Annotated in this window: 16 protein-coding genes and 1 riboswitch; of the genes, 6 read left to right on the top strand and 10 right to left on the bottom strand. The window is 68.0% G+C overall.

Annotated features, from left to right (window positions below; all coding sequences use genetic code 11):
• Nucleotides 1-12: 12 nt before the first annotated feature.
• The 4 genes from BDW41_RS12845 to BDW41_RS12830 form a co-directional block, all read right to left on the bottom strand.
• Nucleotides 13-927, bottom strand: coding sequence for a CPBP family intramembrane glutamic endopeptidase (locus BDW41_RS12845; RefSeq protein WP_074548567.1), 915 nt, complete (start codon nucleotides 925-927; stop codon nucleotides 13-15).
• Between the two features lie 120 nt (nucleotides 928-1047).
• The gene (locus tag BDW41_RS12840; protein WP_074548565.1) at nucleotides 1048-2649 is read right to left on the bottom strand and encodes a peptide chain release factor 3; all 1602 of its coding nucleotides are present in this window, start codon (nucleotides 2647-2649) and stop codon (nucleotides 1048-1050) included.
• Between the two features lie 63 nt (nucleotides 2650-2712).
• A complete protein-coding gene (locus tag BDW41_RS12835; protein ID WP_074548563.1) occupies nucleotides 2713-3375 on the bottom strand; it encodes a M24 family metallopeptidase in 663 nt (220 codons plus the stop codon).
• A gap of 69 nt (nucleotides 3376-3444) precedes the next feature.
• Nucleotides 3445-3801: a DUF1304 domain-containing protein gene (locus BDW41_RS12830; RefSeq protein WP_074548561.1), complete on the bottom strand. Its 357-nt coding sequence runs from the start codon at nucleotides 3799-3801 to the stop codon at nucleotides 3445-3447.
• A gap of 245 nt (nucleotides 3802-4046) precedes the next feature.
• Nucleotides 4047-4164, top strand: a riboswitch (SAM riboswitch).
• Between the two features lie 86 nt (nucleotides 4165-4250).
• On the opposite strand from BDW41_RS12830, the gene BDW41_RS12825 reads away from it, so the two are divergent.
• Genes BDW41_RS12825 through BDW41_RS12815 form a run of 3 tightly spaced genes read left to right on the top strand, consistent with a single transcriptional unit; the run spans nucleotide 4251 to nucleotide 7586 of the window.
• On the top strand, nucleotides 4251-5279 hold the full coding sequence (locus BDW41_RS12825; protein WP_074548559.1) for a homoserine O-succinyltransferase: 1029 nt from the start codon (nucleotides 4251-4253) through the stop codon (nucleotides 5277-5279).
• A 37-nt stretch (nucleotides 5280-5316) separates the two neighbouring features.
• Nucleotides 5317-6507, top strand: a complete 1191-nt coding sequence (gene metB, locus BDW41_RS12820; protein WP_074548557.1) for a cystathionine gamma-synthase — start codon at nucleotides 5317-5319, stop codon at nucleotides 6505-6507.
• Nucleotides 6504-7586, top strand: coding sequence for a homoserine dehydrogenase (locus BDW41_RS12815; protein ID WP_074548555.1), 1083 nt, complete (start codon nucleotides 6504-6506; stop codon nucleotides 7584-7586). The genes metB and BDW41_RS12815 overlap by 4 nt, the downstream gene beginning before the upstream one ends.
• A gap of 275 nt (nucleotides 7587-7861) precedes the next feature.
• Here the strand turns inward: BDW41_RS12815 and BDW41_RS12810 are convergent, their stop codons facing one another.
• A complete protein-coding gene (locus BDW41_RS12810) occupies nucleotides 7862-9469 on the bottom strand; it encodes an APC family permease (protein ID WP_074548553.1) in 1608 nt (535 codons plus the stop codon).
• Between the two features lie 263 nt (nucleotides 9470-9732).
• Between BDW41_RS12810 and BDW41_RS12805 the strand changes: the two genes are divergently transcribed.
• Nucleotides 9733-10731 carry an SEL1-like repeat protein gene (locus tag BDW41_RS12805; protein WP_074548551.1) on the top strand — a complete coding sequence of 333 codons (999 nt, stop codon included), beginning with the start codon at nucleotides 9733-9735 and terminating at the stop codon, nucleotides 10729-10731.
• A 205-nt stretch (nucleotides 10732-10936) separates the two neighbouring features.
• On the opposite strand, the gene BDW41_RS12800 is transcribed toward BDW41_RS12805, so the two are convergent.
• The gene (locus BDW41_RS12800) at nucleotides 10937-12319 is read right to left on the bottom strand and encodes an L-serine ammonia-lyase (RefSeq protein WP_074548550.1); all 1383 of its coding nucleotides are present in this window, start codon (nucleotides 12317-12319) and stop codon (nucleotides 10937-10939) included.
• A 187-nt stretch (nucleotides 12320-12506) separates the two neighbouring features.
• Nucleotides 12507-14591 (bottom strand): TonB-dependent siderophore receptor, encoded by a 2085-nt coding sequence (locus tag BDW41_RS12795; protein WP_233496865.1) that lies wholly within the window; start codon nucleotides 14589-14591, stop codon nucleotides 12507-12509.
• 298 nt (nucleotides 14592-14889) lie between these two features.
• Here BDW41_RS12795 and BDW41_RS12790 point away from each other — a divergent pair, with 298 nt between their 5' ends.
• Nucleotides 14890-15129, top strand: a complete 240-nt coding sequence (locus BDW41_RS12790) for a glutaredoxin family protein (RefSeq protein WP_074548548.1) — start codon at nucleotides 14890-14892, stop codon at nucleotides 15127-15129.
• A 36-nt stretch (nucleotides 15130-15165) separates the two neighbouring features.
• On the opposite strand, the gene BDW41_RS12785 is transcribed toward BDW41_RS12790, so the two are convergent.
• Genes BDW41_RS12785 through BDW41_RS12775 form a run of 3 tightly spaced genes read right to left on the bottom strand, consistent with a single transcriptional unit; the run spans nucleotide 15166 to nucleotide 16915 of the window.
• Nucleotides 15166-15714, bottom strand: a complete 549-nt coding sequence (locus BDW41_RS12785) for a YceI family protein (RefSeq protein ID WP_074548941.1) — start codon at nucleotides 15712-15714, stop codon at nucleotides 15166-15168.
• 11 nt (nucleotides 15715-15725) lie between these two features.
• Nucleotides 15726-16298 (bottom strand): cytochrome b, encoded by a 573-nt coding sequence (locus tag BDW41_RS12780; protein ID WP_074548547.1) that lies wholly within the window; start codon nucleotides 16296-16298, stop codon nucleotides 15726-15728.
• Nucleotides 16295-16915: a YceI family protein gene (locus tag BDW41_RS12775; protein WP_074548546.1), complete on the bottom strand. Its 621-nt coding sequence runs from the start codon at nucleotides 16913-16915 to the stop codon at nucleotides 16295-16297. The genes BDW41_RS12780 and BDW41_RS12775 overlap by 4 nt, the downstream gene beginning before the upstream one ends.
• Nucleotides 16916-17086: 171 nt before the next feature.
• Here BDW41_RS12775 and BDW41_RS12770 point away from each other — a divergent pair, with 171 nt between their 5' ends.
• Nucleotides 17087-20668, top strand: coding sequence for a hybrid sensor histidine kinase/response regulator (locus tag BDW41_RS12770; protein ID WP_074548545.1), 3582 nt, complete (start codon nucleotides 17087-17089; stop codon nucleotides 20666-20668).
• Nucleotides 20669-20807: the final 139 nt, after the last annotated feature.

Genomic DNA, 20807 nt, shown 5'->3' with positions numbered 1-20807 from the left:
CGATAGCGGACCTCAGGCGGCGGCGTGCCTGCGCCGCCACACCGGCGGGATGATGGTGCCGCGCCGCAGCGCCACGATCAGCAACAACGCCGAGCAGCCGGAGCAGAGGATCACCGTCACCACCGAGGCCTCCGCGCCGAACGCGCCGCCGCTCAGCCACTCCGGGCCGCTGCGGGTGGAAACGAGCCAGCCGTGCACCTCGGTGCCCGATACCGGGATGCCGTAGACCGAGCCCTGCATGACGTTCCAAGCCGCGTGCAGGCCGATGCACGGCCACAGCGAGCGCGTCACGTGGTAGAGCAGGGCCAGCAGCAGGCCGGCCTCGATGGCGATGGCCAGCGAGATCCACGGCGTGGCGCCGGGATTGAAGATGTGGGCGGCGCCAAAGAACAGGGCCGAGATGGCGAGGGCCCACCAGGTGCCCAGGCCTTCCTCCACGGCGCGGAACAGCACGCCGCGCGTGACGATTTCCTCGCCGATGCCGGCGCCCAGGCCGGTGGTGAGCACGGCGGGCAGCCAGTTCACCGACGGGTTGGTGCCGGTGACGTGATAGCTGCCGGCCAGCCACAGCACGAGCACCACCGCGCTCATGATCAGCGCGCCGAGCACTACGCCGGCAAGCCCGCCCGTGGGTGCGTCGGCCGCGGCGAGTTCGCGCATCGGCCGTCGTTCGATGGCCTTTACCAGCACGGTGTATGCCGCCACGGCGGGAATCAGCTGCATGGCGAGGATGCCGAAAGCACGCGACAGCCTGGGCGCGCCGGGCCCCACGATGTCCATCGCATCGACGCCCGCCGAGACCAGCTTGATCAGCACGATGTACAGCGCCGCGAAGAAGGCGATGCGGGCGAAGGGCGAGAACACCACCCAGCGCTGCCACGGCGTGGCGGTGGCGGGCGTGGTGAAGGCGATGGGGCTGGCTGGCATGCGGCTGGATATCCCGTGGTGTGCAAGCAAGGCTAACAGTGGCACGCCGCGCGGCACGCGTGCCGGCCGTCATCCGGCGGCTTGCGCCGGGATGACGGAGAGGCTGCGTGAGCGGGGGCCTTACAGGTCGACCGACGTCGCGTGTTCGCGCGTGGCCGAGAAGCGCACGGCCGGCGAACGCTCCTGCGCCAGCTGCAGGTTCACGCGCGAAGGCGCCAGGTACACCAGCTCGCCCGCCGCGTCGATGGCGAGGTTGTTGGCGTTCTTCTCGCGGAATTCCTCGAGCTTCTTCGCGTCGTCGCAGTGGATCCAGCGGGCGGTGGCGACGGTGACCGGCTCGAAGGTGGCGTCCACGCCGTATTCGTCCTTCAGGCGGTAGGCCACCACGTCGAACTGCAGCATGCCGACGGCGCCGAGGATCAGGTCGTTGCTCATCAGCGGGCGGAAGAACTGCGTGGCGCCTTCCTCGGAAAGCTGGGCCAGGCCCTTCTGCAGCGCCTTCATCTTCAGCGGATCGCGCAGGCGCGCGCGGCGGAACAGTTCCGGCGCGAAGTTGGGAATGCCGGTGAAGCTGACCATCTCGCCCTCGGTGAAGGTATCGCCGATGCCGATGGTGCCGTGGTTGTGCAGGCCGATCACGTCGCCAGGATAGGCGTTCTCCACGATTTCGCGATCGCTCGCCATGAAGGTGAGCGCGTTGGCGATGCGCACGTCCTTGCCGGTGCGCGTCTGCATCATCTTCATGCCCGCGCTGTACGTGCCCGAGCACACGCGCATGAAGGCGATGCGGTCGCGATGCGCCGGATCCATGTTGGCCTGGATCTTGAACACGAAACCGGTGAGGGCTTCCTCTTCCGGCTTCACCTCGCGCGTGAGCGTGGCGCGCGAACGCGGGTGCGGCGCGTGCTCCACGAAGAAATCCAGCAGCAGCTGCACGCCGAAGTTGTTCACCGCCGAGCCGAAGAACACCGGCGTGAGCTTGCCGGCCAGGTATTGCTCGAGGTCGAACGGATGCGAGGCGCCCTGCACCAGCTCGAGCTCGTCGCGCAGTTCGGCCAATGCTTCGGCGCCGATCATCGCTTCCAGGCCCGGCGCATCCAGGCCCTTGAAGATGGTCGAATCCTGCCGCGTGAAATTCTTGCCCTGCTCGAACACGTGCACTTCGTCGAGCAGCAGGTGGTACACGCCTTTCAGGCGCTTGCCCATGCCGATGGGCCAGGTCAGCGGCGCGCAGGCGATGCCCAGCACGGATTCCACTTCGTCCAGCAGTTCGATGGGCGAGCGGCCCTCGCGGTCGAGCTTGTTGATGAAGGTCATGATGGGCGTGTCGCGCAGGCGGCACACCTCCATCAGCTTGATGGTGCGTTCTTCCACGCCCTTGGCGCAGTCGATCACCATCAGCGCGGAGTCCACCGCGGTGAGCACGCGGTAGGTGTCCTCGGAGAAGTCCGCGTGGCCCGGCGTGTCGAGCAGGTTGACGATGCGGCCCTCGTAGGGGAACTGCATCACCGAGGAGGTCACCGAAATGCCGCGCTCCTTTTCCAGCGCCATCCAGTCGGAGGTGGCGTGGCGGGCGGCCTTGCGGCCCTTCACCGAGCCGGCCATCTGGATGGCGCCGCCGAACAGCAGCAGCTTTTCGGTCAGCGTGGTCTTGCCGGCGTCAGGGTGGCTGACGATGGCGAAGGTGCGGCGGCGGCGGGTTTCGGTGAGATGCGTGGACATGGCGGTATCTGGGCTCGCGAACCGGCCATTCTACCAAGGGTGGCGCCAGGGTGCCGGGCGGGCTCAGTCGCGGGTCAGCAGGTCCTCGTAGAACGCGCCGTAGGGTTCGGTGGGGTGGGCGATCTGGATCTCCAGGATCCACAGCCCGCCGGATGGGCGCTCGCCGTACTCGCCCAGGTCGCCCGCCTTGTGCACCGAGTGCGGGAAGTCGCTGACGCGATGGCCCTTGATCTCGTGGTTCAGCCGCCAGCCCATGGCCTGGGCGCGCTCCTCGGCAAAGGCATACAGCGCCTCGCCGGTGAGATTCCGCTGCCGCCACGCATCGGCGGTGAGCTGGAACAGTTCGCGCGCCGCATCGGCGCAGGCCTGTTTTTCCGGTGCATGGCCGATCACAAAGGTATCGCCCACGTCGCCCTCGTGGCCTTCGAAGACCAGGCCCAGGTCGATGAAGTAGATGTCGTCATCGCCCAGCCGCACCGGGTCGGAGCGCTCACGGTAGGTCTTGGTGGTGTTGCTGCCGATGCGGACGATCACCGGATGCCACAGCCGCTCCATGCCCAGCGCCTGGAACACCTGCATGGCCTCGGCCTTCGCCTCGTCCTCGGTGATGCCCGGACGCATGCGCTCGCGGATGCCGCGCAGCGCGGCCCAGCTGCGTTCACGCGCATGGAGCATGCGTTGGGGATCGAAACGGGTGCCTACGGCTTCCTGGGGCAGGGTGGTCATCGGGGCTGGTGGTCGCGGGTGGGGGCGAAAAGCATGGCACAGCGTGGCGGCCGGCACAGGGCCAATTGCTCAGGCAAGCAGGACCAGCACCAGGCCGAGCAGGGCCGGCAGGCCCTGGATCCACAGCACCTTGCGCGTGGCCGTCAGCCCACCGAACAGGCCGGCCACGAGCACGCAGCCCAGGAAGAACAGCGTGACCGCACGGCCGGCATCGCCGAGCCACAGGCCCCACAGCAGGCCCGCGGCCAGGAAGCCGTTGTAGAGGCCCTGGTTGGCCGCCAGCACCTTCGTCTGCTCGGCGAACTCCTTGCTCAGGCCGAAGGCGCGCCGGCCCGAGGGGCGCGTCCACAGGAACATCTCCAGCACCAGGAACCACACGTGGAGCAGGGCGACGAGGGCAACGACGAGATGGGCGGCGAGTGACATGGGTATCCATAAGGTGGAAGGGCTGGGCGCGCAGTGTTGCAGCCCGGTCCGGGGCTCGCAAATCCTGGTTGCGGGCGCCTTTCACGGCCATGAAGCGGCGAGTGCATGCCTCGCGCCTGGCTGGGCGCGGAAAGGCGCTGGTTTCAGGCGAAACATTCGATGCGATGGATGCAAAGTCGATGGCTAGATGCATAGACGTTTAGACGTCTATTGACACGACCATCCACGGCCGGTAGATTCCCCCTTACTCATCGAGACCGGCGGAGGGACAGGCCCTTTGAAGCCGGGGCAACCTGCGGAACCCTTCCGCAACGGTGCCAATTCCTGCGGTAGCGCCGAAGGGCGCATGCCGCGAGATGAGGGCAGAACCGCACCGCCGCGCTCCCGTGCCGGCCGTGCGTTGCCCGCCTCTCCGGTCCGCAGGTCGATGCCGACCGGAGAAGAGCCAGATGTCCAGCCAACCGCAAACCGTACCGACCGTCGCGCCCGCCACCCTCGCGGCCATCGGCGGCATGCGGCCGGACCTCACCACGCAGCGTTGCACCCGCCGCCTCGCCATCACGCCCAAGTACGGCAGCGCGCCGTGCGAGGTGGAAGTGAGCTACCTGTGGTGCGGCGCCCCCGATGCCCCCACGGTGATCGTGCAGGGCGGCATCTCCGCCACCCGCGACGTGGTGGCGCTGGACGGCGAGGCCGCCCCCGGCTGGTGGCAGGCCCAGGTGGGCAGTGGCCTGCCGCTGGACCTGGATCGCTACCGCGTGCTCTCCATCGACTGGATCACCCCGGCCAACCTCGCCGGCATCCAGGCCGTTTCCAGCGAAGACCAGGCGGACGCGCTCGCCGCCCTGGTGGAGGCGCTGGGCATCAACCGCGTGCACGCCTTCATCGGTTCGTCCTACGGCGCCATGGTGGCGCTGGCCTTCGCGGCCAGGCACCCCTACGCCCTGGGCCGGCTGGTGCTGTTGGCCGGCACGCACCGCCCGCATCCGCTGGCCACGGCGCAGCGCTCCGTGCAGCGCGGCATCGTGCGGCTGGGGCTGGAGAACGGGCAGGCCGAGCAGGCGCTGGCGCTGGCCCGCCAGCTGGCCATGACCACCTATCGCGGCAGCGAGGAATTCGCCAAGCGCTTCACTGCCGCGCCGGAATTCCGCGACGGCCGCTTCCATTTCCCGGTCGAGGATTACCTCGAACACGCCGGCCGCCGCTTCGTCGAGCGCTTCGACGTGGAGCGTTTCCTCGCGCTGTCCGAATCCATCGACCTGCACGACGTGACGCCCGAACAGGTGGCCGCGCCCGCCACGCTGATCGGCTTTCCGTCCGATCGCCTAGTGCCGCTGGCCGACCTGTGCGAGCTGCAGCGCCGCCTGCATGGCCCGGCCACGCTCGAAGTGGTCGAGTCGCCCTACGGCCACGATGCCTTCCTCAAGGAAACCGACCGCCTCGCGCCCCTGCTGCGCGACGCGCTGGCCGGTTGTTGACCCGATACCTGTAAAGCGACACGCACGGAGATCCACCATGAGCGACACCCCCGCCCCCGCCACCCGCGCCGTGCGCGCCGGCATCGAATCGGACACCCAGCACGGCGCCGTGGTGCCCGCGCTGCATCTGTCCACCAACTACGCGTTCGAGGGCTTCGGCAAGAAGCGCGCCTACGACTACTCGCGCAGCGGCAACCCCACGCGCGACCTGCTGGGCGAAGCGCTGGCCGAACTGGAACAGGGCGCGGGCGCCGTGGTGACGGCCAGCGGCATGGCGGCGGTGGCGCTGGCGCTGGAACTGGTGCCGGCCGGCTCGCTGGTGCTCGCCGCGCACGACTGCTACGGCGGCACCTGGCGCCTGCTCGACGCGTGGGCGAAGAAGGGCCGCTTCCAGATGAAGTTCGTCGACCTCACCAACAGCCACACGCTGGCCGAGGGCCTGGCGCTCAAGCCGTCGCTGGTGTGGGTGGAAACGCCGTCGAACCCGCTGCTTCGCATTACCGACATCCGCCACGTGGCGCAGGCCGCGCACGCCGTGGGCGCGCTGGTGGTGGTGGACAACACCTTCCTTTCGCCCGCCCTGCAGCAGCCGCTGACGCTGGGCGCCGACGTGGTGGTGCATTCCACCACCAAGTACATCAACGGCCACAGCGACGTGGTGGGCGGCGCCGTGGTGGCGCGCGACGCGGCGGTGGCCGAACAGCTCAAGTGGTGGGGCAACTGCAACGGCCTCACCGGCGCGCCGTTCGACAGCTTCCTTACCCTGCGCGGCCTGCGCACGCTGGGCGTGCGCCTGCGCCAGCACCAGGAAAACGCCGCGCGCATCGCCGAGCGTCTGGACGGCCATACGGCCGTGCGCAAGGTCTACTACCCGGGCCTGCAGCATCATGTGGGTCATGCACTGGCGGCGCGCCAGCAGTCGGGTTTCGGCGCCATGCTGAGTTTTGAACTGGAAGGCGGCGAAGATCAGGTCGCTGCCTTCGTCGATGGCGTGCGCTACTTCTCGCTCGCGGAGTCGCTCGGCGGCGTGGAAAGCCTGGTCGCCCATCCCGCCTCGATGACGCATGCCTCCATGGCGCCCGAAGCGCGCCGCGCCGCCGGCATCGCCGACACGCTGCTGCGCCTGTCGGTGGGCATCGAGGATGGCGACGACCTGCTGCGCGATATCGACGCCGCGCTGCTGCGCGCCGAGGCCGCCGCGCACGCCAAACGCCGGGTGAGCGCATGAGCGCGGTGCTGGCGGCGGAGGCCGCAAGCGCATCGAAACCGCAGGCATCGTCCATCGCCGTCGTGCTGCTGGGCACGGGCGTGGTGGGCGGTGCCTTCCTCAAGCTGCTCAATACGCCGGCCGCCGCGTCGATCCGGCTGGTGGGTGCGGCCAACTCGCGCCGCCAGCAGACGCAGGCGGAACACCTCGCCGACCGCGCACTGCGCGACAAGCTCAAGACGCATGGCGACGTGCGCAACGACGCCAGCCTGCTGGGTGCGCTGGATGCCAACGATGCCCCGGTGAAAGTGATCATCGACGCCACCGCCAGCGGCGCGCTGGCGCAATGCCATGCGGATTGGCTGGCGCGCGGCTATCACGTGGTCACCGCCAACAAGTCGCTGGCGGGCGGCGACCTGCCGGGCTGGCGTGCGCTGCAGGCGGCGCTGGCGAAGGGCGGCCGCTATGGCGATTCGGCAACGGTCGGCGCGGGCCTGCCGGTGATTTCCACGCTGCGTCGCCTGCGCCAGTGCGGCGATGCGCTGCTGACGCTGGAAGGCGTGTTTTCCGGCTCGCTGTCCTACCTGTTCAACCAGTACGACGGCAGCCAGCCGTTCTCCGCCCTGCTGCGCCGCGCGCGCGAACTGGGCTACACCGAGCCCGATCCGCGCAGCGATCTTTCGGGCGAGGACGTGGCGCGCAAGCTGCTCATCCTGGCCCGCTGCGCCGGTTTCGCGCTGCGCCCGGACGAGGTGGAAGTGGAAAGCCTGGTGCCCGAGAGCCTGCGCGGCGTCGACGTGGAAACCTTCCTGTCGCGCCTGGAGGAACTGGACGAACCGCTCGCCACGCGCTTCGCCGAGGCAAAGGCGCGCGGCGGCGCGCTGCGCTTCCTCGCCCGCCTCAACCAGCGCGGCCGCGCGCGCGTGGGCCTGGTCGAAGTCCCGGCCAACCATCCCGCCACGCGCCTCTACGGCACCGACAACCAGTTCGCGCTCAGCACCACGCGCTACAACACCCAGCCGCTGGTGATCCAGGGACCGGGCGCGGGGCCGGAGGTGACGGCTCAGGCGTTGCTGGGGGATGTGCTGGCGCTGGCGTAAATCCGCATGGATGCCAGGTGCCCACGCTTTTGCTCGTCATTCCGGCGCAGGCCGGAATCCAGTGACGGTCGCGATGGGTTGTCGCGACTACGTTCATGGGCTACCCAGCGAAAACCCATCCTTGCCGCTACTGGATTCCGGCCTGCGCCGGAATGACGAGTAGGAGAGGTTTGGCTCGAGCTGTTGCTCTTCGCTTTTCCTGCTGCGATCGCAGAAACAAAAAACGCGCGGCTCATCACCGCGCGTTTTCCGTTTCATCCGAATGCGCGTGCCGCTCAGTCGTGCACGTGCGGATTGGCCTCGGCCTCTTCCACCGACGGCGTGCGCCAGCCCGACTTCACGCCCCACACGTAGAACACCAGGCCCACGATGGCCACCACGGCCAGGTCCACGCCGTAGCTCAGGTAGCCCTGGCCGCCGAAGTCCGTGCTGCCCAGCCACGACACCAGCGCGAGCGTCGGCAGGTAGAAGATCAGCCACCATGCGCCCTTCATCTGGCGGCCGAAATCGTGCCAGTTCGCCTTGAACTGGTAGAACAGGTACACCGGCAGCGCCACCACCATCAGCAGGATGATCTCGCCGGTCAGCGGCCAGCGCGCCCAGTACAGCAGCTCCGTCGCCATGATGAAGGCCACGCCGGCGAGGATCGGCAGGCCCGCGATGCGCAGCGGGCGATGCAGGTTGGGCGCGGTGCGGCGCAGCGTCATCGCGCTGACCGGGCCGGTGAGGTAGGAGATGATCGTTGCCACCGAGATCACCGCCGCCAGCGTGCCCCAGCCGCGGAAGAAGAACAGGAACAGGAACGACACCGCCAGGTTGAACCACATCGCCGGACGCGGCACGCCCCACTTCGGATGGATGCGGCCGAGGATCTTCGGCATCGTGCCGTTGCGCTCCATGCCGTAGATCATGCGCGCCGTGGTGGCGGTGTAGGTCATGCCCGTGCCGCTGGGGCTGATGAAGGCATCCACGTACAGCAGCATCGCCAGCCAGTGCAGGTTGACGATGATCGCCAGCTCCGCGAACGGCGAGCGGAAATCGATGCCGTGCCAGCCGGCCTTGGCCAGCATGTCCGGCGGCACCGCGCCCAGGTAGGCGATCTGCAGGATCACGTACACCACCGTGGCCAGCAGGATCGAGCCGATCACCGCGAAGGGGATGCTCTTGCCGGGGTTGTGCGCTTCGCCGGCCAGGTTCACCGGGCTCTGGAAGCCGTTGAAGGAGAACACGATGCCGGCTGTCGCCACCGCGGTAAGCACGGCGGCGAAGTCGATGGCGTGCGCGTCGCCATGCACGCCCACCGAGAGGTTCTCGCTGTGGAAGCCGCTGGCGATCAGCGCCAGGCCCGTGGCCGCCGGCACGATCAGCTTGAAAGTGGTGATCAGCGTGTTGGAGCGCGCGAACAGCTTCACGCTCCAGAAGTTGACCAGGAAGTAGATGATGACCAGCACGGCCGCGATGCTCAGGCCCGGCATGGTCAGCTCGCCGTGGCCGTCGGGCATGTGCACGTAGAGATCCTGCGCCCACTGCCACGGCCACGAGGCCATGTACTGCACCGAGGCTTCCGCCTCCACCGGGATCACCGAGACGATGGCGATCCAGTTGGCCCACGCGCCGATGAAGCCCACCAGCGAGCCGTGCGAGTAGTGGCTGTAGCGCACCATGCCGCCGGACTCGGGGAACATGGCGCCCAGTTCCGCGTAGGTCAGCGCGATGGTCATGATGATGGCCGCGCCCAGCACCCAGGCCCAGATGGCGCCGGGGCCGGCGAGGCCTGCCGCGCGCCATGCGCCGAACAGCCAGCCGGAGCCGATGATGGAGCCCAGGCCGGTAAGCATGAGGGCGAACGGGCCGACGTCGCGGCGGATCGGAGATTGAGACATGCAGGTCCCCAGGTCAGTGAATCGACGGGCCGCCCCCTGGGCGACACATGTGGCAGCCGCCTTCCCGGGCGACACAAGGGGGCGATGATGACAGACCCGTCCCGCGGCTGTCAGCCCGTCGGGAGTCACGGGTCGTGGCGCGACGCAACACGCAGGTCATTGAATACGCGACCGAATTGACGTGGATATGTCGGCCGGGCGGTGAATTGGCGGGGCGCGGGCGGGCGGCTACCATCGGGGCCTCCCACAAAGGTAGGCGCACCATGATCCGTGCGGCGTTGCTGGTGGTGATGGCCGCGGCGGTTGCCGTGTCTCCCGTGTCCGCGGCGACGCCGCCCGGGGATGCCTCGCGCGACGCGCTCCAGAAGCGTGCGGAGGCCGGCGACGCGCAGGCGCAGGTCGCGCTGGGCCGGGCGCTGCAGGACGACGGCGCGCCCGCCGACAAGGCGGCCGGCGCCGAGTGGTACCGCAAGGCCGCCATGGCCGGCAGCGCGGAAGGCGCCTGGATGCTCGGCTCGACCACCATGGCCGGCGTCGGCGTGACGCGCGACGTGCCCGCGGCCATCGACTGGATGCGCAAGAGCGTGGCCATCGACCAGAACGGCGACCACATGGCGGTGCTCGCCGTGGCGCTGCTCTCCACCGGCGGCAAGCAGGAAGCCCTGCAATGGGCGCAGAAGGCTGCCGACAAGGGTTCCTCCAAGGGCATGGAAGTGCTGGCGATGGCGCATCTTTCCGGCGAAATGGGCTTGCCCAAGGACCCCGCGCTGGCCGAGAAGCTGATGAACGCAGCGGCGCAGAAGGGCGACGTCGACGCGCAGCTGTCGCTGGGCCAGTTCTACATCACCGGCCTGTTCGGCCGCAGCGACCCGGCGGCCGGCGTGCGCTGGCTGCAGGCCGCCGCCGATGCGGGCAACGCCCGGGCCCAGGGCACGCTGGCCTACTTCCTGATCACCGGCAAAGGCGGCGTGCCGGTGGATGCCGCGCGCGGCGTCGCGCTGGCGCGCAAGGCGATGGCGGGCAACGAAATGCTGGGGCACTACGCGATGGGCGTGGCCTATGTGATGGGCGCCGGCATCGCCGAGAACCCGGCGGAAGGCTGGTACCAGATCTCGCTGGCGCAACGCATGGACAGCCAGCAGCAGCTCAAGAGCGCTGCGGATTACCTGGCGAAGGCGGAAGCCAAGTTGAACACGGCGCAGCTGACGGAGCTGAAGGTGCGCGTGGATGCCGATGCGGCGAAGGTGGCGCCGGGGTCGTGAGAGGTCACTCGCGATACGCCTGCATTAGTGCCATCATCCCAGCGAAAGCTGGAGGCGCTCGATAACAGCCGAAGGCTGGTCATCCAGTGTCTTTGATTTCCTTGCGCGGCGAGAGAAAGTCACTGGATCCCAGCTTTCGTTGGGATGACGACTCGGAGAGGGCGTAGCCAGGCGAAGGCAGCGGCTCGCTGTCGAGCGGCAACACTCAACACTCGATCACATTCACCGCCAACCCACCGCGCGAGGTTTCCTTGTACTTGTCCTTCATGTCGCGGCCGGTGTCGCGCATGGTGGCGATTACCTTGTCCAGCGACACGCGATGCTTGCCGTCGCTCTTGAGCGCCATGCGGCTGGCGTTGATCGCCTTCACCGAGGCCATGGCGTTGCGCTCGATGCAGGGAATCTGCACGAGGCCGCCGATCGGGTCGCAGGTGAGGCCCAGGTTGTGTTCCATGCCGATCTCGGCGGCGTTCTCCACCTGCAGCACGTTGCCGCCGAGCGCGGCGGTGAGGCCGCCGGCGGCCATCGAGCAGGCCACGCCCACTTCGCCCTGGCAGCCCACTTCCGCGCCGGAAATCGAGGCGTTTTCCTTGTAGAGGATGCCGATGGCGCCCGCGGTGAGCATGAAGTCGACGATGCCGTTTTCGTCGGCCTTGGGAATAAAGCGGTGGTAGTAGTGCAGCACCGCCGGCACGATGCCGGCCGCGCCGTTGGTCGGCGCCGTGACCACGCGGCCGCCCGCGGCGTTCTCCTCGTTCACGGCCAGCGCGTAGAGGTTCACCCAGTCGAGGATGGTCAGCGGATCCTTCAGCGAGGCTTCCGGCTGCGAGCGCAGGTCTTCCGCCATCTGCGGCGCGCGGCGCGTCACCTTCAGGCCGCCGGGCAAGGTGCCGGGCGAGCGCAGGCCGCGGTTGACGCAATCCTGCATGGCCTTCCAGATGGTGAGCAGGCCCGCGCGGGTTTCCGCCTCGGGTCGCCACACCTTCTCGTTTTCCATCATCAGCTGCGCGATGGTGAGCTTGTTCTTCTCGCACAGCTCCAGCAGCTGGTCGCCGGTGGAGAACGGGTAAGGCTGTTCGGTGGTGTCGGCGACGATGCGGTCTTCGGCCGCCTCGTCGTGGTTGACCACGAAGCCGCCGCCCACGGAGTAGTAATCGCGCGTGGCCAGTTCATGGCCTTCGGCGTCATACGCGGAGAAGCGCATGCCGTTGGTGTGGAACGGCAGCTTCTGGCGCTTGTTGAACACCAGGTCGCGCTTCTCGTCGAACTCGATCTCGTGCTTGCCCAGCACGCGCAGGCGGTGCGTGGTGCGGATGCGGTGCAGCGTCTCGGGAATGTGGTCGGGATCGACCGTGTCCGGATGCGCGCCCTCGAAGCCCAGCAGCACGGCCTTGTCGGTGCCGTGGCCGCGGCCGGTCATCGCCAGCGAGCCATAGAGCTCGGCGCGCACGCGCACCACGCGATCGAGCACGCCCTTCTCCTCCAGCCAGCGCTCGGCGAAGCGGGCGGCGGCGCGCATGGGGCCAACGGTGTGCGAGGAGGACGGACCAATGCCGATCTTGAACAGGTCGAAAACGCTGACAGCCATGGAGACACGCGGAGTGGGCGGGGAGAACGGCCTATTCTACGCGTGCCGCGAGGGCTTCGTTGACGCGGCGCAGCGATGCGGTCGGTGCGCCGGCGTATGGAGCGAGAAAACAGTCAAGAGGAGTGAGTAGTGAGAGAAGAGCCGGCGCTCTTGCTCTCTCTCACTTCTCACTCCTCTTAACTCACTTCTAGAAGCTATACCGAACATTCAACATGACACTGCGCGGCGCCGAATAGAAACCCTGCGCCCAGTACAGGCTGGTGATGTACTTGCGGTTGGTCACGTTGTCGATGTTGAGCGTGGTGCTCCAGTGCTGGCCGAAGTCGTAGCCGGCCATCAGGCCGAGCACGGCGTAGGAGCCCTGGGTGGTGAAGATTTCGCTGCCGTCCAGCGCCACGGCCTGCTGGTCGCGGTAGATGCGGTCCTGCCAGCGCAGCGTGCCGCCCACGCGCAGGCCGGGCACGGCGTCGAAACGGTAGCTGGTGTTGAGGCGGAACATGCGGCGCGGCACGTAGGTGCGCACGTTGTGGCCTTCCGGATCGACCAGGCCGAGCTGTGTATAGCCGCCGCTGACCTGCCAGTGGTCCGTGATCTGGCCGCTCACGTCGAATTCGTAGCCCTTGGAAACGGCGTTGATGCCGCTGTAGTAGTCCTGATTGGTCGCCATGTTGTGGCCGGCGTATTCGGCCAGGCCGTCCTGCCGCGAACGGAACAGCGCGAAGGTGGCGTTGAGGCGGCCGTCGTACCACTCGCCCTTCACGCCGACTTCGAGGTTGGCGCCGGTGACGGGGTCGAGCACCTTGTTGTTGGCATCCGTCTGCGTCTGCGGATTGAACAGCTTGGCGTAGCTCACATAAGCCGAATAGTTTTTGGCGAAGTCGTAGACCAGGCCGACGAAGGGCGTGCTTTCCGTCTTCTCGTAATTGCTCGGCACGCCATAGTTGGAGCCGTATTGCTCGATGTGCACGAGGCTGGCGCCGGTGATCAGGGTGACCGGGTCGGCCAGGCTCCAGCGCGCGGTGGCGTAGAGCGACTTGCGCTTGATATGGAAATCGCCGTGGCCGTAGGAGGCGTCGAACGGCGGCTGTGGATAGTCGCCCGTCCACTCGGTCAGCGGCGGCAGCGGCGTGCCGATGCCTTCGCCATAGCTGGACAGCTGGTGCACGTCGTCCTTCGCCCAGTTCGCGCCCAGCACCAGTTCGTGCCTGCGGCCGGCGAGCTCGAACGGGCCGGTGGCGTACAGGTCGGCGACGTACTGCTTTTCGTTGCTGGTGTACGCCGAGGGGTAGGAGTAAAGGCTCAGGCCCGTCTGCGCGTCCGGTGTGCCGTAGACGTAGAACAGGTTGCTGTTCTCCGCGATGCGCCGGTAGTTAAGTGAGCCCTTGATGCTCCAGTCGTTGCCCAGCTGCTGCGTGAGCTCCACGAACGTGCGCGTATCGGCGATGTTCCAGCGCGACCAGTCGGCCGAGGTGCTGGTGTCGCGGCCGTAATCGGTCGGCGTGCCGTCGGTGTTGTAGAGCGGCAGCGCGCCCCACATGCCGCCGTGGGTCTTGTTCTTCTGATAGGTCACGCCGGCGGTGAGCAGGGTGCTGCTGCCCAGGTCCGCTTCCACGATGCCGCCCAACACCTGCTTGCGCAGGTTGTAGCGGTCCAGGTAGCTGTCGGTGTCCTGGCCGGCGGCGATAAAGCGGCCGCGCACGCTGTGCGCATCGTTCAGCGGCCCGGACATGTCCACATCCAGGCGGCGGTTGTCCCAGCTGCCTACGCTCAGGCCCACGCTGCCCTGGAAGTCGGCCGTCGGGCGCTTGCGCACGAAGTTGATCGTGGCGGACGGATTGCCGGTGAACGACAACAGGCCGTTGGCGCCGCGCAGCACTTCGACGCGCTGGTACAGCGCCGTGTCGAGGTCGCCTTCCTGCTGGCCGTTGGCAAACGGCAAGCCCACGCCGTCGACGAGGAAGTTGGTGACGTCGAAGCCGCGCGCGCTGTAGTACGTGCGGTCGGTTTCCACGCGCTCCACGTTCACGCCGGTAGTGGTGTCCAGCACGGCGTTGACGTTGGTGAGGTTGAAATCCTTCATCTGCTGATCGGTGACCACGCTCACCGACTGCGGCGTCTCGCGCAGCGACAGCGGCAGGCGCGTGGCGCCCGAGGCCGCCTTGGTGGTGTAGGAGTCGCCATCGCCCGTCACCGTTGCCGTGGCCTGCACACTTTCCAGGTTCTTCACCTGCGCGGTGTCCGGCGCGGTGGGCGTGTCTTCGGCGTGGAGCACGGGAACACTCAGCGCCAGTGATAGCGCTAAAGCGAGACGGTGGAGCGGCAACGGGCGTCGCGCAGGCGAAGCGATGGGCGGCATCGGGGTGGCCTTGGATGTCTTGTAGGTAGGGAAGGCCCGGGCGGTATGGCGTCGGGGCGGGCCCGCGGGGCCCTGTTTGCGCAAATGATAGTTATTATCATTTGAGTTTACCAGTCTCCCGTCGGGCAGAGATGCCCCAGGAGGCTGATGGCGCGCCCTGGGCGGCCGATGGGTATCGCTGGAACCGACGCCGCCGGGTTATCTTCCGGCGCCTATGCCGATGCGATACGTGCTTTTCCAGCGGGACTACTGCCACCTGTGCGACCAGGCGCTGGCCGTGATGGCCGAGGCGCACGCGCCGGATTTCGACAGCCAGTGGGTGGACGACGACGAGGCGCTGGAAGCGCGCTACGGCACGCGCGTGCCGGTGCTGCGCGACAGCCTGGATGGGCGCGAACTGGACTGGCCGTTCGACGCGCAGGCCGTGCGGTGTTTCGTGCAGGCATCCGCGTAGCAGCGCCGTGGCGCGCTGCCACGCGGATGCCGTGGCTTACTTCGCGGTCAGCACGAGGTGCGCGTTGATCTTCACGTCGTTGGCGATCACCGAGGTGTCGGCGTAGTCGCCGCCGCCCACGCCGAAGTCCAGGCGCTTCACCGCGCCGCTGACGTCCAGGATGGCGCCCGTGCCCTGCGGCTTGAACACCACGTTGAGACTCACCGGCTTGGTCACGCCGCGCAGCGTGAGGTTGCCGTCGGCGATCACCTGCGCGCCGTTCTGGCGGAAGCCGGTGGTGACGAAGTGCGCCTTGGGAAACTTGGCCACGTTGAAGAAATCCGAGCCGGGCAGGGCGCCGTCGCGGTCCTTGTCGCCGGTCTTCACGCTGGCAAGGTCCACCTCCACGTCGAACTTCGAGCCGGCGACCTTGGCCGGGTCGTAGCTGATGGCGGCGGTCCACTTGCCGAACGTGCCGTCGAACGACTGGCCCTGGAAGCTGCCGCTAAAACCGAGCTTGCTGCCGGCCGGTTGCACGGCATAGTCGGCGGCGCTGGCGAGGCCGGGCAGGGCAAGGGCGAGCAGCAGGGGCGCAAAGCGAAGCATGGAGCGGTTCATCAGCGTTCTCCTTGGGAAGTCTGGCGCAGGCGTGCAAAGGGGAGCATGCGCCGCAGGGTGTTGTCGCGATCGATCAGGTGATGCTTGAGCGCGCCGGCGATATGCAGCACGAGCAGCAGCACCAGGAACCAGAACAGGTATTCGTGCACCGCGTGCCAGAGGTCGCTTGCGTCGGTATTGGCGGCGGTGAGCGCCGGCAGGTTGAACAGCTTGAAGAACTGCAGCGGCTTGCCGACGACGGAGTTGAACCACCAGCCGCTCAGCGGCAGCAGCGCCACCAGCGCGTAAAGCGTGATGTGCATGGCGTGCGCAGCGAGCTGCTGCCAGCGCGGCGCGGGCTCGTCCTTGGGCTGGCGGTTGAAGAGGCGCCACAGCACGCGCAGCAGGAACAGCGCCAGCACGGTCAGCCCGATGGACTTGTGCAGCGCCAGCCAGTTGATCTTCTGCATCGGGTTGTGGGCCAGGTCCATGCACAGGCCGAAGATGCCGTTGCCGATGATCAGCAGGGCGATGGTCCAGTGGAAGAACTTCGCGACCGATCCCCATTGGCGGTCCGTGTTGCGCAAACTCATGGTGATTCCTTGTTGCTGCGGTGGTTGTCTTCCTGGATGGCTTCCAGCTCCAGCCACACGCTGACGCCGTGGCCGATGGAGTTGGGCGTCGCGGTGATGCCGTAGTCCTCACGCTGCAGCATCGCCGTGCCGGAAAACCCCGCGACGGTGTGCATGCCGTAGATGGTGGTGCCGACGCGGTTGACTGTGAAGGGGATATCGACCGCGTGCGTCACGCCACGCAGGGTCAGGTTGCCGTGCAGCACGCCGTGCGTGTCGTCCTTGCGTTCCACCGAGGTGCTGGCGAAGTGCGCATAGCGCTCCTTCGCCGCATCGAGGTAGGCCGGCTTGAGCACCGCGGCGTTCCACTCGGCGTCGCCCATGTCCAGGCTGCCGAGGTCGATGTCGAGTTCCGTGGCGGACTGGCTCCAGTCGTCGGCATCGAACCGCAGCCAGCCCTTGGCGATGTGCAGGCGGCCGAACGGGCGGGAAAACCCGTTGTGGTCGATGCTGAAAAGGATCTGGCTGTGCGTGGTGTCGTAGGTGTAGTTGACGGGCGCGGCGTGCGCGGCCGGCAGCGGCGCCAGGGCGCACGACAGGACGAGCAGCAGGTGGCTGAAAAGGCGTGACCGTGGCATGGGCGGGAGTCTGGACGATCCTCCGGAACGGCGCCAGCCGCCGCCCCGGAACGGATTGTTTCCCCGCGGGCAACGTCCCGCCGTCGCCTGCGGCAGGAGCGGGTCGGCCGAAAGCCATGCTCGTTCCCGCAGGGCGGGTCTGGCATCATCGGAATATTCTGGGGGAAGTGCATGTTGCCGTCCTTGCTGCTCAGCGTCGTCCTGGCCATGGGCGCGTCCACGCCGGTGGACGCGGTCGTGTCGGCGGATGCGCAGACCCCGGCGCCCACGCTGTCCTCGGACAACCGCGCCCTCGCCACCCCGCAGTTCCGCCGCTTCGGCACCGCCGAAGGCCTGCCCAGCAGCACCGTCTACACCGTGCTGCAGGCGCCGGACGGCACCATGTGGTTCGGCACCAAGAGCGGCATCGCGCGCTACGACGGAGTGAGTTTCCAGGTGTTCCGCCATGTGGCGGGGGATCCCGGCTCATTGTTCAACAACGGCATTTCCTGGCTTCTGGTCGATCACGCGGGCCGCCTGTGGGCGGCCGGGCTTGAGGCCGGCCTCAACCGCTACGACGAGAAGTCGGGCACGTTCCGCCATTGGGGGCACGTCGCCAGCGATCCGGCGAGCCTGGCCAGCGACAAGGTGTGGTCGATCGCGCAGACCGGCGACGGCACCCTCTGGGTGGGCACCGCGCAGGGCCTGGATCGCATGCGCCCGGACGGACAGGATTTCGACCACGTGGTGGTGACGGGGCATGCGCCCGAGGCCCTGGGCACGGCCGGCTCGCTGTTCGTGGATGCGCGCGACCAGCTCTGGGTGGGTTCGGACAACGGCGTGTTCCGGCGCGATGCGGCGGGCGTGTTTCATCCCATCGTGGTGGAACCGCCGGGCAAATCGCTGGATGCGTGGCGCATCGAAGGCACGGGCGACGAGATTCGCGTGTCCTCCTCGCACGGGCTCTACGTGGTCGGCAGCGACGACGTAGCCCGCCAGCTCGGCAGCGGCGAGCTGCCCGAGACGAACATCCTCAGCAGCGTGCGCGATCGCGCGGGCCGGCTGTGGATCGGCACGCAGCGCGGGCTGTTCCTGAAGAATGGCCGCGACGCCGGCATCCAGGCCATCACCAACCAGCCCGTGCTCAACGGCAATTTGCCGGGCACCTGGGTGTGGGATATCTGCGCCGACAGCGAAGGCGGCCTGTGGATTGCCCTGTTCGACGGCGGCGTGGGTTACCTCTCGCCGGGCTGGGACAGCGTCAGCCGCTTCACCCACATTCCCGATGACGACAACAGCCTGCGCGATTCGGTGGCCTATGCCGTGGCGCGCGGGCGCGAAGGCGCCATATGGGTCGGCGAGCGCGACGGCCGCGTCGACCGGCTGTGGCCGGACACGGGCCGCGTGGATCACGTGATCTCCGGCCTGCGCGGCGACGTGCTCGCCCTGACGGAAGACGCGCCCTCGCGGCTGTGGGTCACCGTGCGCGGCGGCCTGTTCCGCTACGCGAACGGCAAGCTGGACGCCGTGGACGGCTACCCGCGCGGCATGAAGCATCCGCTCGAGGTGGAGCTGGGCCCGGACGGCAAGCTCTACGCGCGCAGCTTTGGCGAAGGTCTGTTCCGCATCGACCAGGACACCCTGGAAGTGACGCCGGTGGCGGTGGTGCCCGCGCAGGAAAAGGCGCGCTGGGGCAGCCAGCTCACGCTGAAGAACGGCACGTTCTGGTACGCGAGCGATGGCGGCATGCTGCGACTCGATCGCACCCACGATCATTTCGAACCGGTGCCGGGCGTGGACAACGGCCAGCCGGTGGATGCTTTCGATTTCACCGAAGACGGTATGTGGCTGGCCCGGCCCGATGGCCTGGAGCATTACCGCTACACCGACGACGGCCTCGCGCTCGACCGCAAGATCGACGCGGCGCGCGGCTGGCCTTCCATCAACGTGGTGGACCTGGCCGTGGACCAGCGCCGCCGCGTGTGGATCTTCGGCCGCGACGGCCTGTGGCGTTTCGACACCGCCACCGGGCAGTTCCGCGAGATGGGCCTGCAGGACGGCGTGAGCAACGGCGAATTCATGCGCGGCTTCGCCCGCATGCCCGACGGCATGATCTATTCGCCCACCTTCGGCGGCGTGCTGGGCTTCAACCCCAACCGGCCATCGTCGCCGGTCGGCCCGCCGCGCGTGGCGATCACGCGCATCCGCGTGCGCCGCGGCGGCGAGATGCGCGATCTGCCGATACCGGTGGATGGAAAGCTCACCGTCGGCTGGAACGACTCGGGCCTCACCATCGATTCGCGCGTGTTTTCGTATGTCGATCCCGCGGCGAACCGCTACCGCTTCCGCCTCGCCGGATTGGACAACGCCTGGGTCGACACCGGCAGCCGCGGCGAGCGCGACCTGACCGGGCTGGCGCACGGCGACTACACGCTCGACGTGATGGCGGCCAGCGCGGACGGCGTGTGGACGCAGTTGCCGCAGCCGCTGCACATCCACGTCGACGCGCCGCCGTGGACGCGCTGGTGGGCGTGGTGCGTGTACGTGGTGATGATCGTGCTGCTCACCTGGCTGGCCTTGCAGGCATGGCGTCGCCGTCTTGCCGAACGCCAGCAGATCCTGCTGGCGGAACAGCGCAGCCGGCTGGCCGAGCAGGCCAGCGCGGCGAAGACGCAGTTTCTCGCCACGCTCAGCCACGAAATCCGCACGCCGATGACCGGTGTGATGGGCATGGCCGAACTGTTGCTCAGCACGCCGCTCAACCGCACGCAGCGCGAATACGCCGAAGCCATGCAGCGTTCCGGCGGCATGCTGCTCAAGCTGGTCAATGACGCGCTGGATCTCGCGCGCATCGAGGCCGGCAAGCTGGACCTGGAACATGCGCCGTTCGATCCGCGCGCCTTGATCGATGACGTGGCGCAGCTTGCGCAGGGCCAGGCCCACGCCAAGGGCCTGCGTTTCGAGTTGGACCTGCCGCGCGACCTGCCGGCGCGCATGATCGGCGATGCACTGCGCATCAAGCAGGTGCTGCTCAATCTCGCCAACAACGCCTTGAAGTTCACCGAGCGCGGCAGCGTGACCCTGCGCGTGCGGCGCACCGACGATGGCCTGCGCTTCAGCGTGATGGACACCGGCCCCGGCATTCCCGAGGCCAGCCAGACGCGCCTGTTCCAGCGCTTCGAGCAGGTCACGGGACCACAGCGCCGCACCGGCAGCGGACTGGGCCTGGCCATCTGCCGCGAGCTGGTGGCGATGATGGGCGGCAGCATCGAGCTGGAATCGAAGGTCGCCTTCGGCAGCACCTTCCACGTGCGGCTGCCCTTGCCGCTGACGCAGGAACCGGTCACCGGCTCGGCGCAGCTGGCCGAAGGCGCCGACGCCCAGCCGCTGCGCATCCTGCTGGTGGAAGACGACGCCATCGTGGCGGCGGTGGTGCGCGGCCTGCTGGAACGCGCGGGCCACGAGGTGCGCTACGTCAGCAACGGACTGGCCGCGCTGGCGGAACTGGCGCAGGCCACCTGCGATGTGATCCTGCTCGATCTGGATCTGCCCGGCATCGATGGCTTCCAGATCGCACGCCTGATCCGGCAACGCGAAGAGCCCGGCTCACGCATCCCCATCGTGGCGATCACGGCGCGCTCCGGCGGCGACGAGGAAGCGCGTGCGCGCGACGCGGGCATGGACGGTTTCCTGCGCAAGCCGCTTACGGGCGACCAGTTGAGCGAGGCCATCCAGGCGCAGATGGCGATGGCGCGGGAGCCGGTCAGCGGTTGAGTTGGTTTGATCGATGGCTGCGTGGGTGATCGTGAACGGGCGCCTGGAGCGTGTTCAACATCTCGCATGAGCGCCTATATCCCTCACCGTCATTCCGGCGAAAGCCGGAATCCAGCGACTTTTTACGCACTGCGAGAAA

Origin of the sequence: Dyella sp. AtDHG13 (genome assembly GCF_003201105.1) — a bacterium.
GTDB lineage: Bacteria > Pseudomonadota > Gammaproteobacteria > Xanthomonadales > Rhodanobacteraceae > Dyella > Dyella jiangningensis_B.
This window is presented reverse-complemented; position numbering and strand designations above follow the sequence as displayed.

Coding starts and splice junctions, on each gene's coding strand:
- BDW41_RS12775 (WP_074548546.1), bottom strand. CDS start 16,915: ATGCCACGGTCACGCCTTTTCAGCCACCTGCTGCTCGTCCTGTCGTGC.
- BDW41_RS12805 (WP_074548551.1), top strand. CDS start 9,733: ATGATCCGTGCGGCGTTGCTGGTGGTGATGGCCGCGGCGGTTGCCGTG.
- BDW41_RS12825 (WP_074548559.1), top strand. CDS start 4,251: ATGTCCAGCCAACCGCAAACCGTACCGACCGTCGCGCCCGCCACCCTC.
- BDW41_RS12810 (WP_074548553.1), bottom strand. CDS start 9,469: ATGTCTCAATCTCCGATCCGCCGCGACGTCGGCCCGTTCGCCCTCATG.
- BDW41_RS12840 (WP_074548565.1), bottom strand. CDS start 2,649: ATGTCCACGCATCTCACCGAAACCCGCCGCCGCCGCACCTTCGCCATC.
- BDW41_RS12800 (WP_074548550.1), bottom strand. CDS start 12,319: ATGGCTGTCAGCGTTTTCGACCTGTTCAAGATCGGCATTGGTCCGTCC.
- metB (WP_074548557.1), top strand. CDS start 5,317: ATGAGCGACACCCCCGCCCCCGCCACCCGCGCCGTGCGCGCCGGCATC.
- BDW41_RS12770 (WP_074548545.1), top strand. CDS start 17,087: ATGTTGCCGTCCTTGCTGCTCAGCGTCGTCCTGGCCATGGGCGCGTCC.
- BDW41_RS12815 (WP_074548555.1), top strand. CDS start 6,504: ATGAGCGCGGTGCTGGCGGCGGAGGCCGCAAGCGCATCGAAACCGCAG.
- BDW41_RS12845 (WP_074548567.1), bottom strand. CDS start 927: ATGCCAGCCAGCCCCATCGCCTTCACCACGCCCGCCACCGCCACGCCG.
- BDW41_RS12780 (WP_074548547.1), bottom strand. CDS start 16,298: ATGAGTTTGCGCAACACGGACCGCCAATGGGGATCGGTCGCGAAGTTC.
- BDW41_RS12830 (WP_074548561.1), bottom strand. CDS start 3,801: ATGTCACTCGCCGCCCATCTCGTCGTTGCCCTCGTCGCCCTGCTCCAC.
- BDW41_RS12835 (WP_074548563.1), bottom strand. CDS start 3,375: ATGACCACCCTGCCCCAGGAAGCCGTAGGCACCCGTTTCGATCCCCAA.
- BDW41_RS12785 (WP_074548941.1), bottom strand. CDS start 15,714: ATGCTTCGCTTTGCGCCCCTGCTGCTCGCCCTTGCCCTGCCCGGCCTC.
- BDW41_RS12790 (WP_074548548.1), top strand. CDS start 14,890: ATGCCGATGCGATACGTGCTTTTCCAGCGGGACTACTGCCACCTGTGC.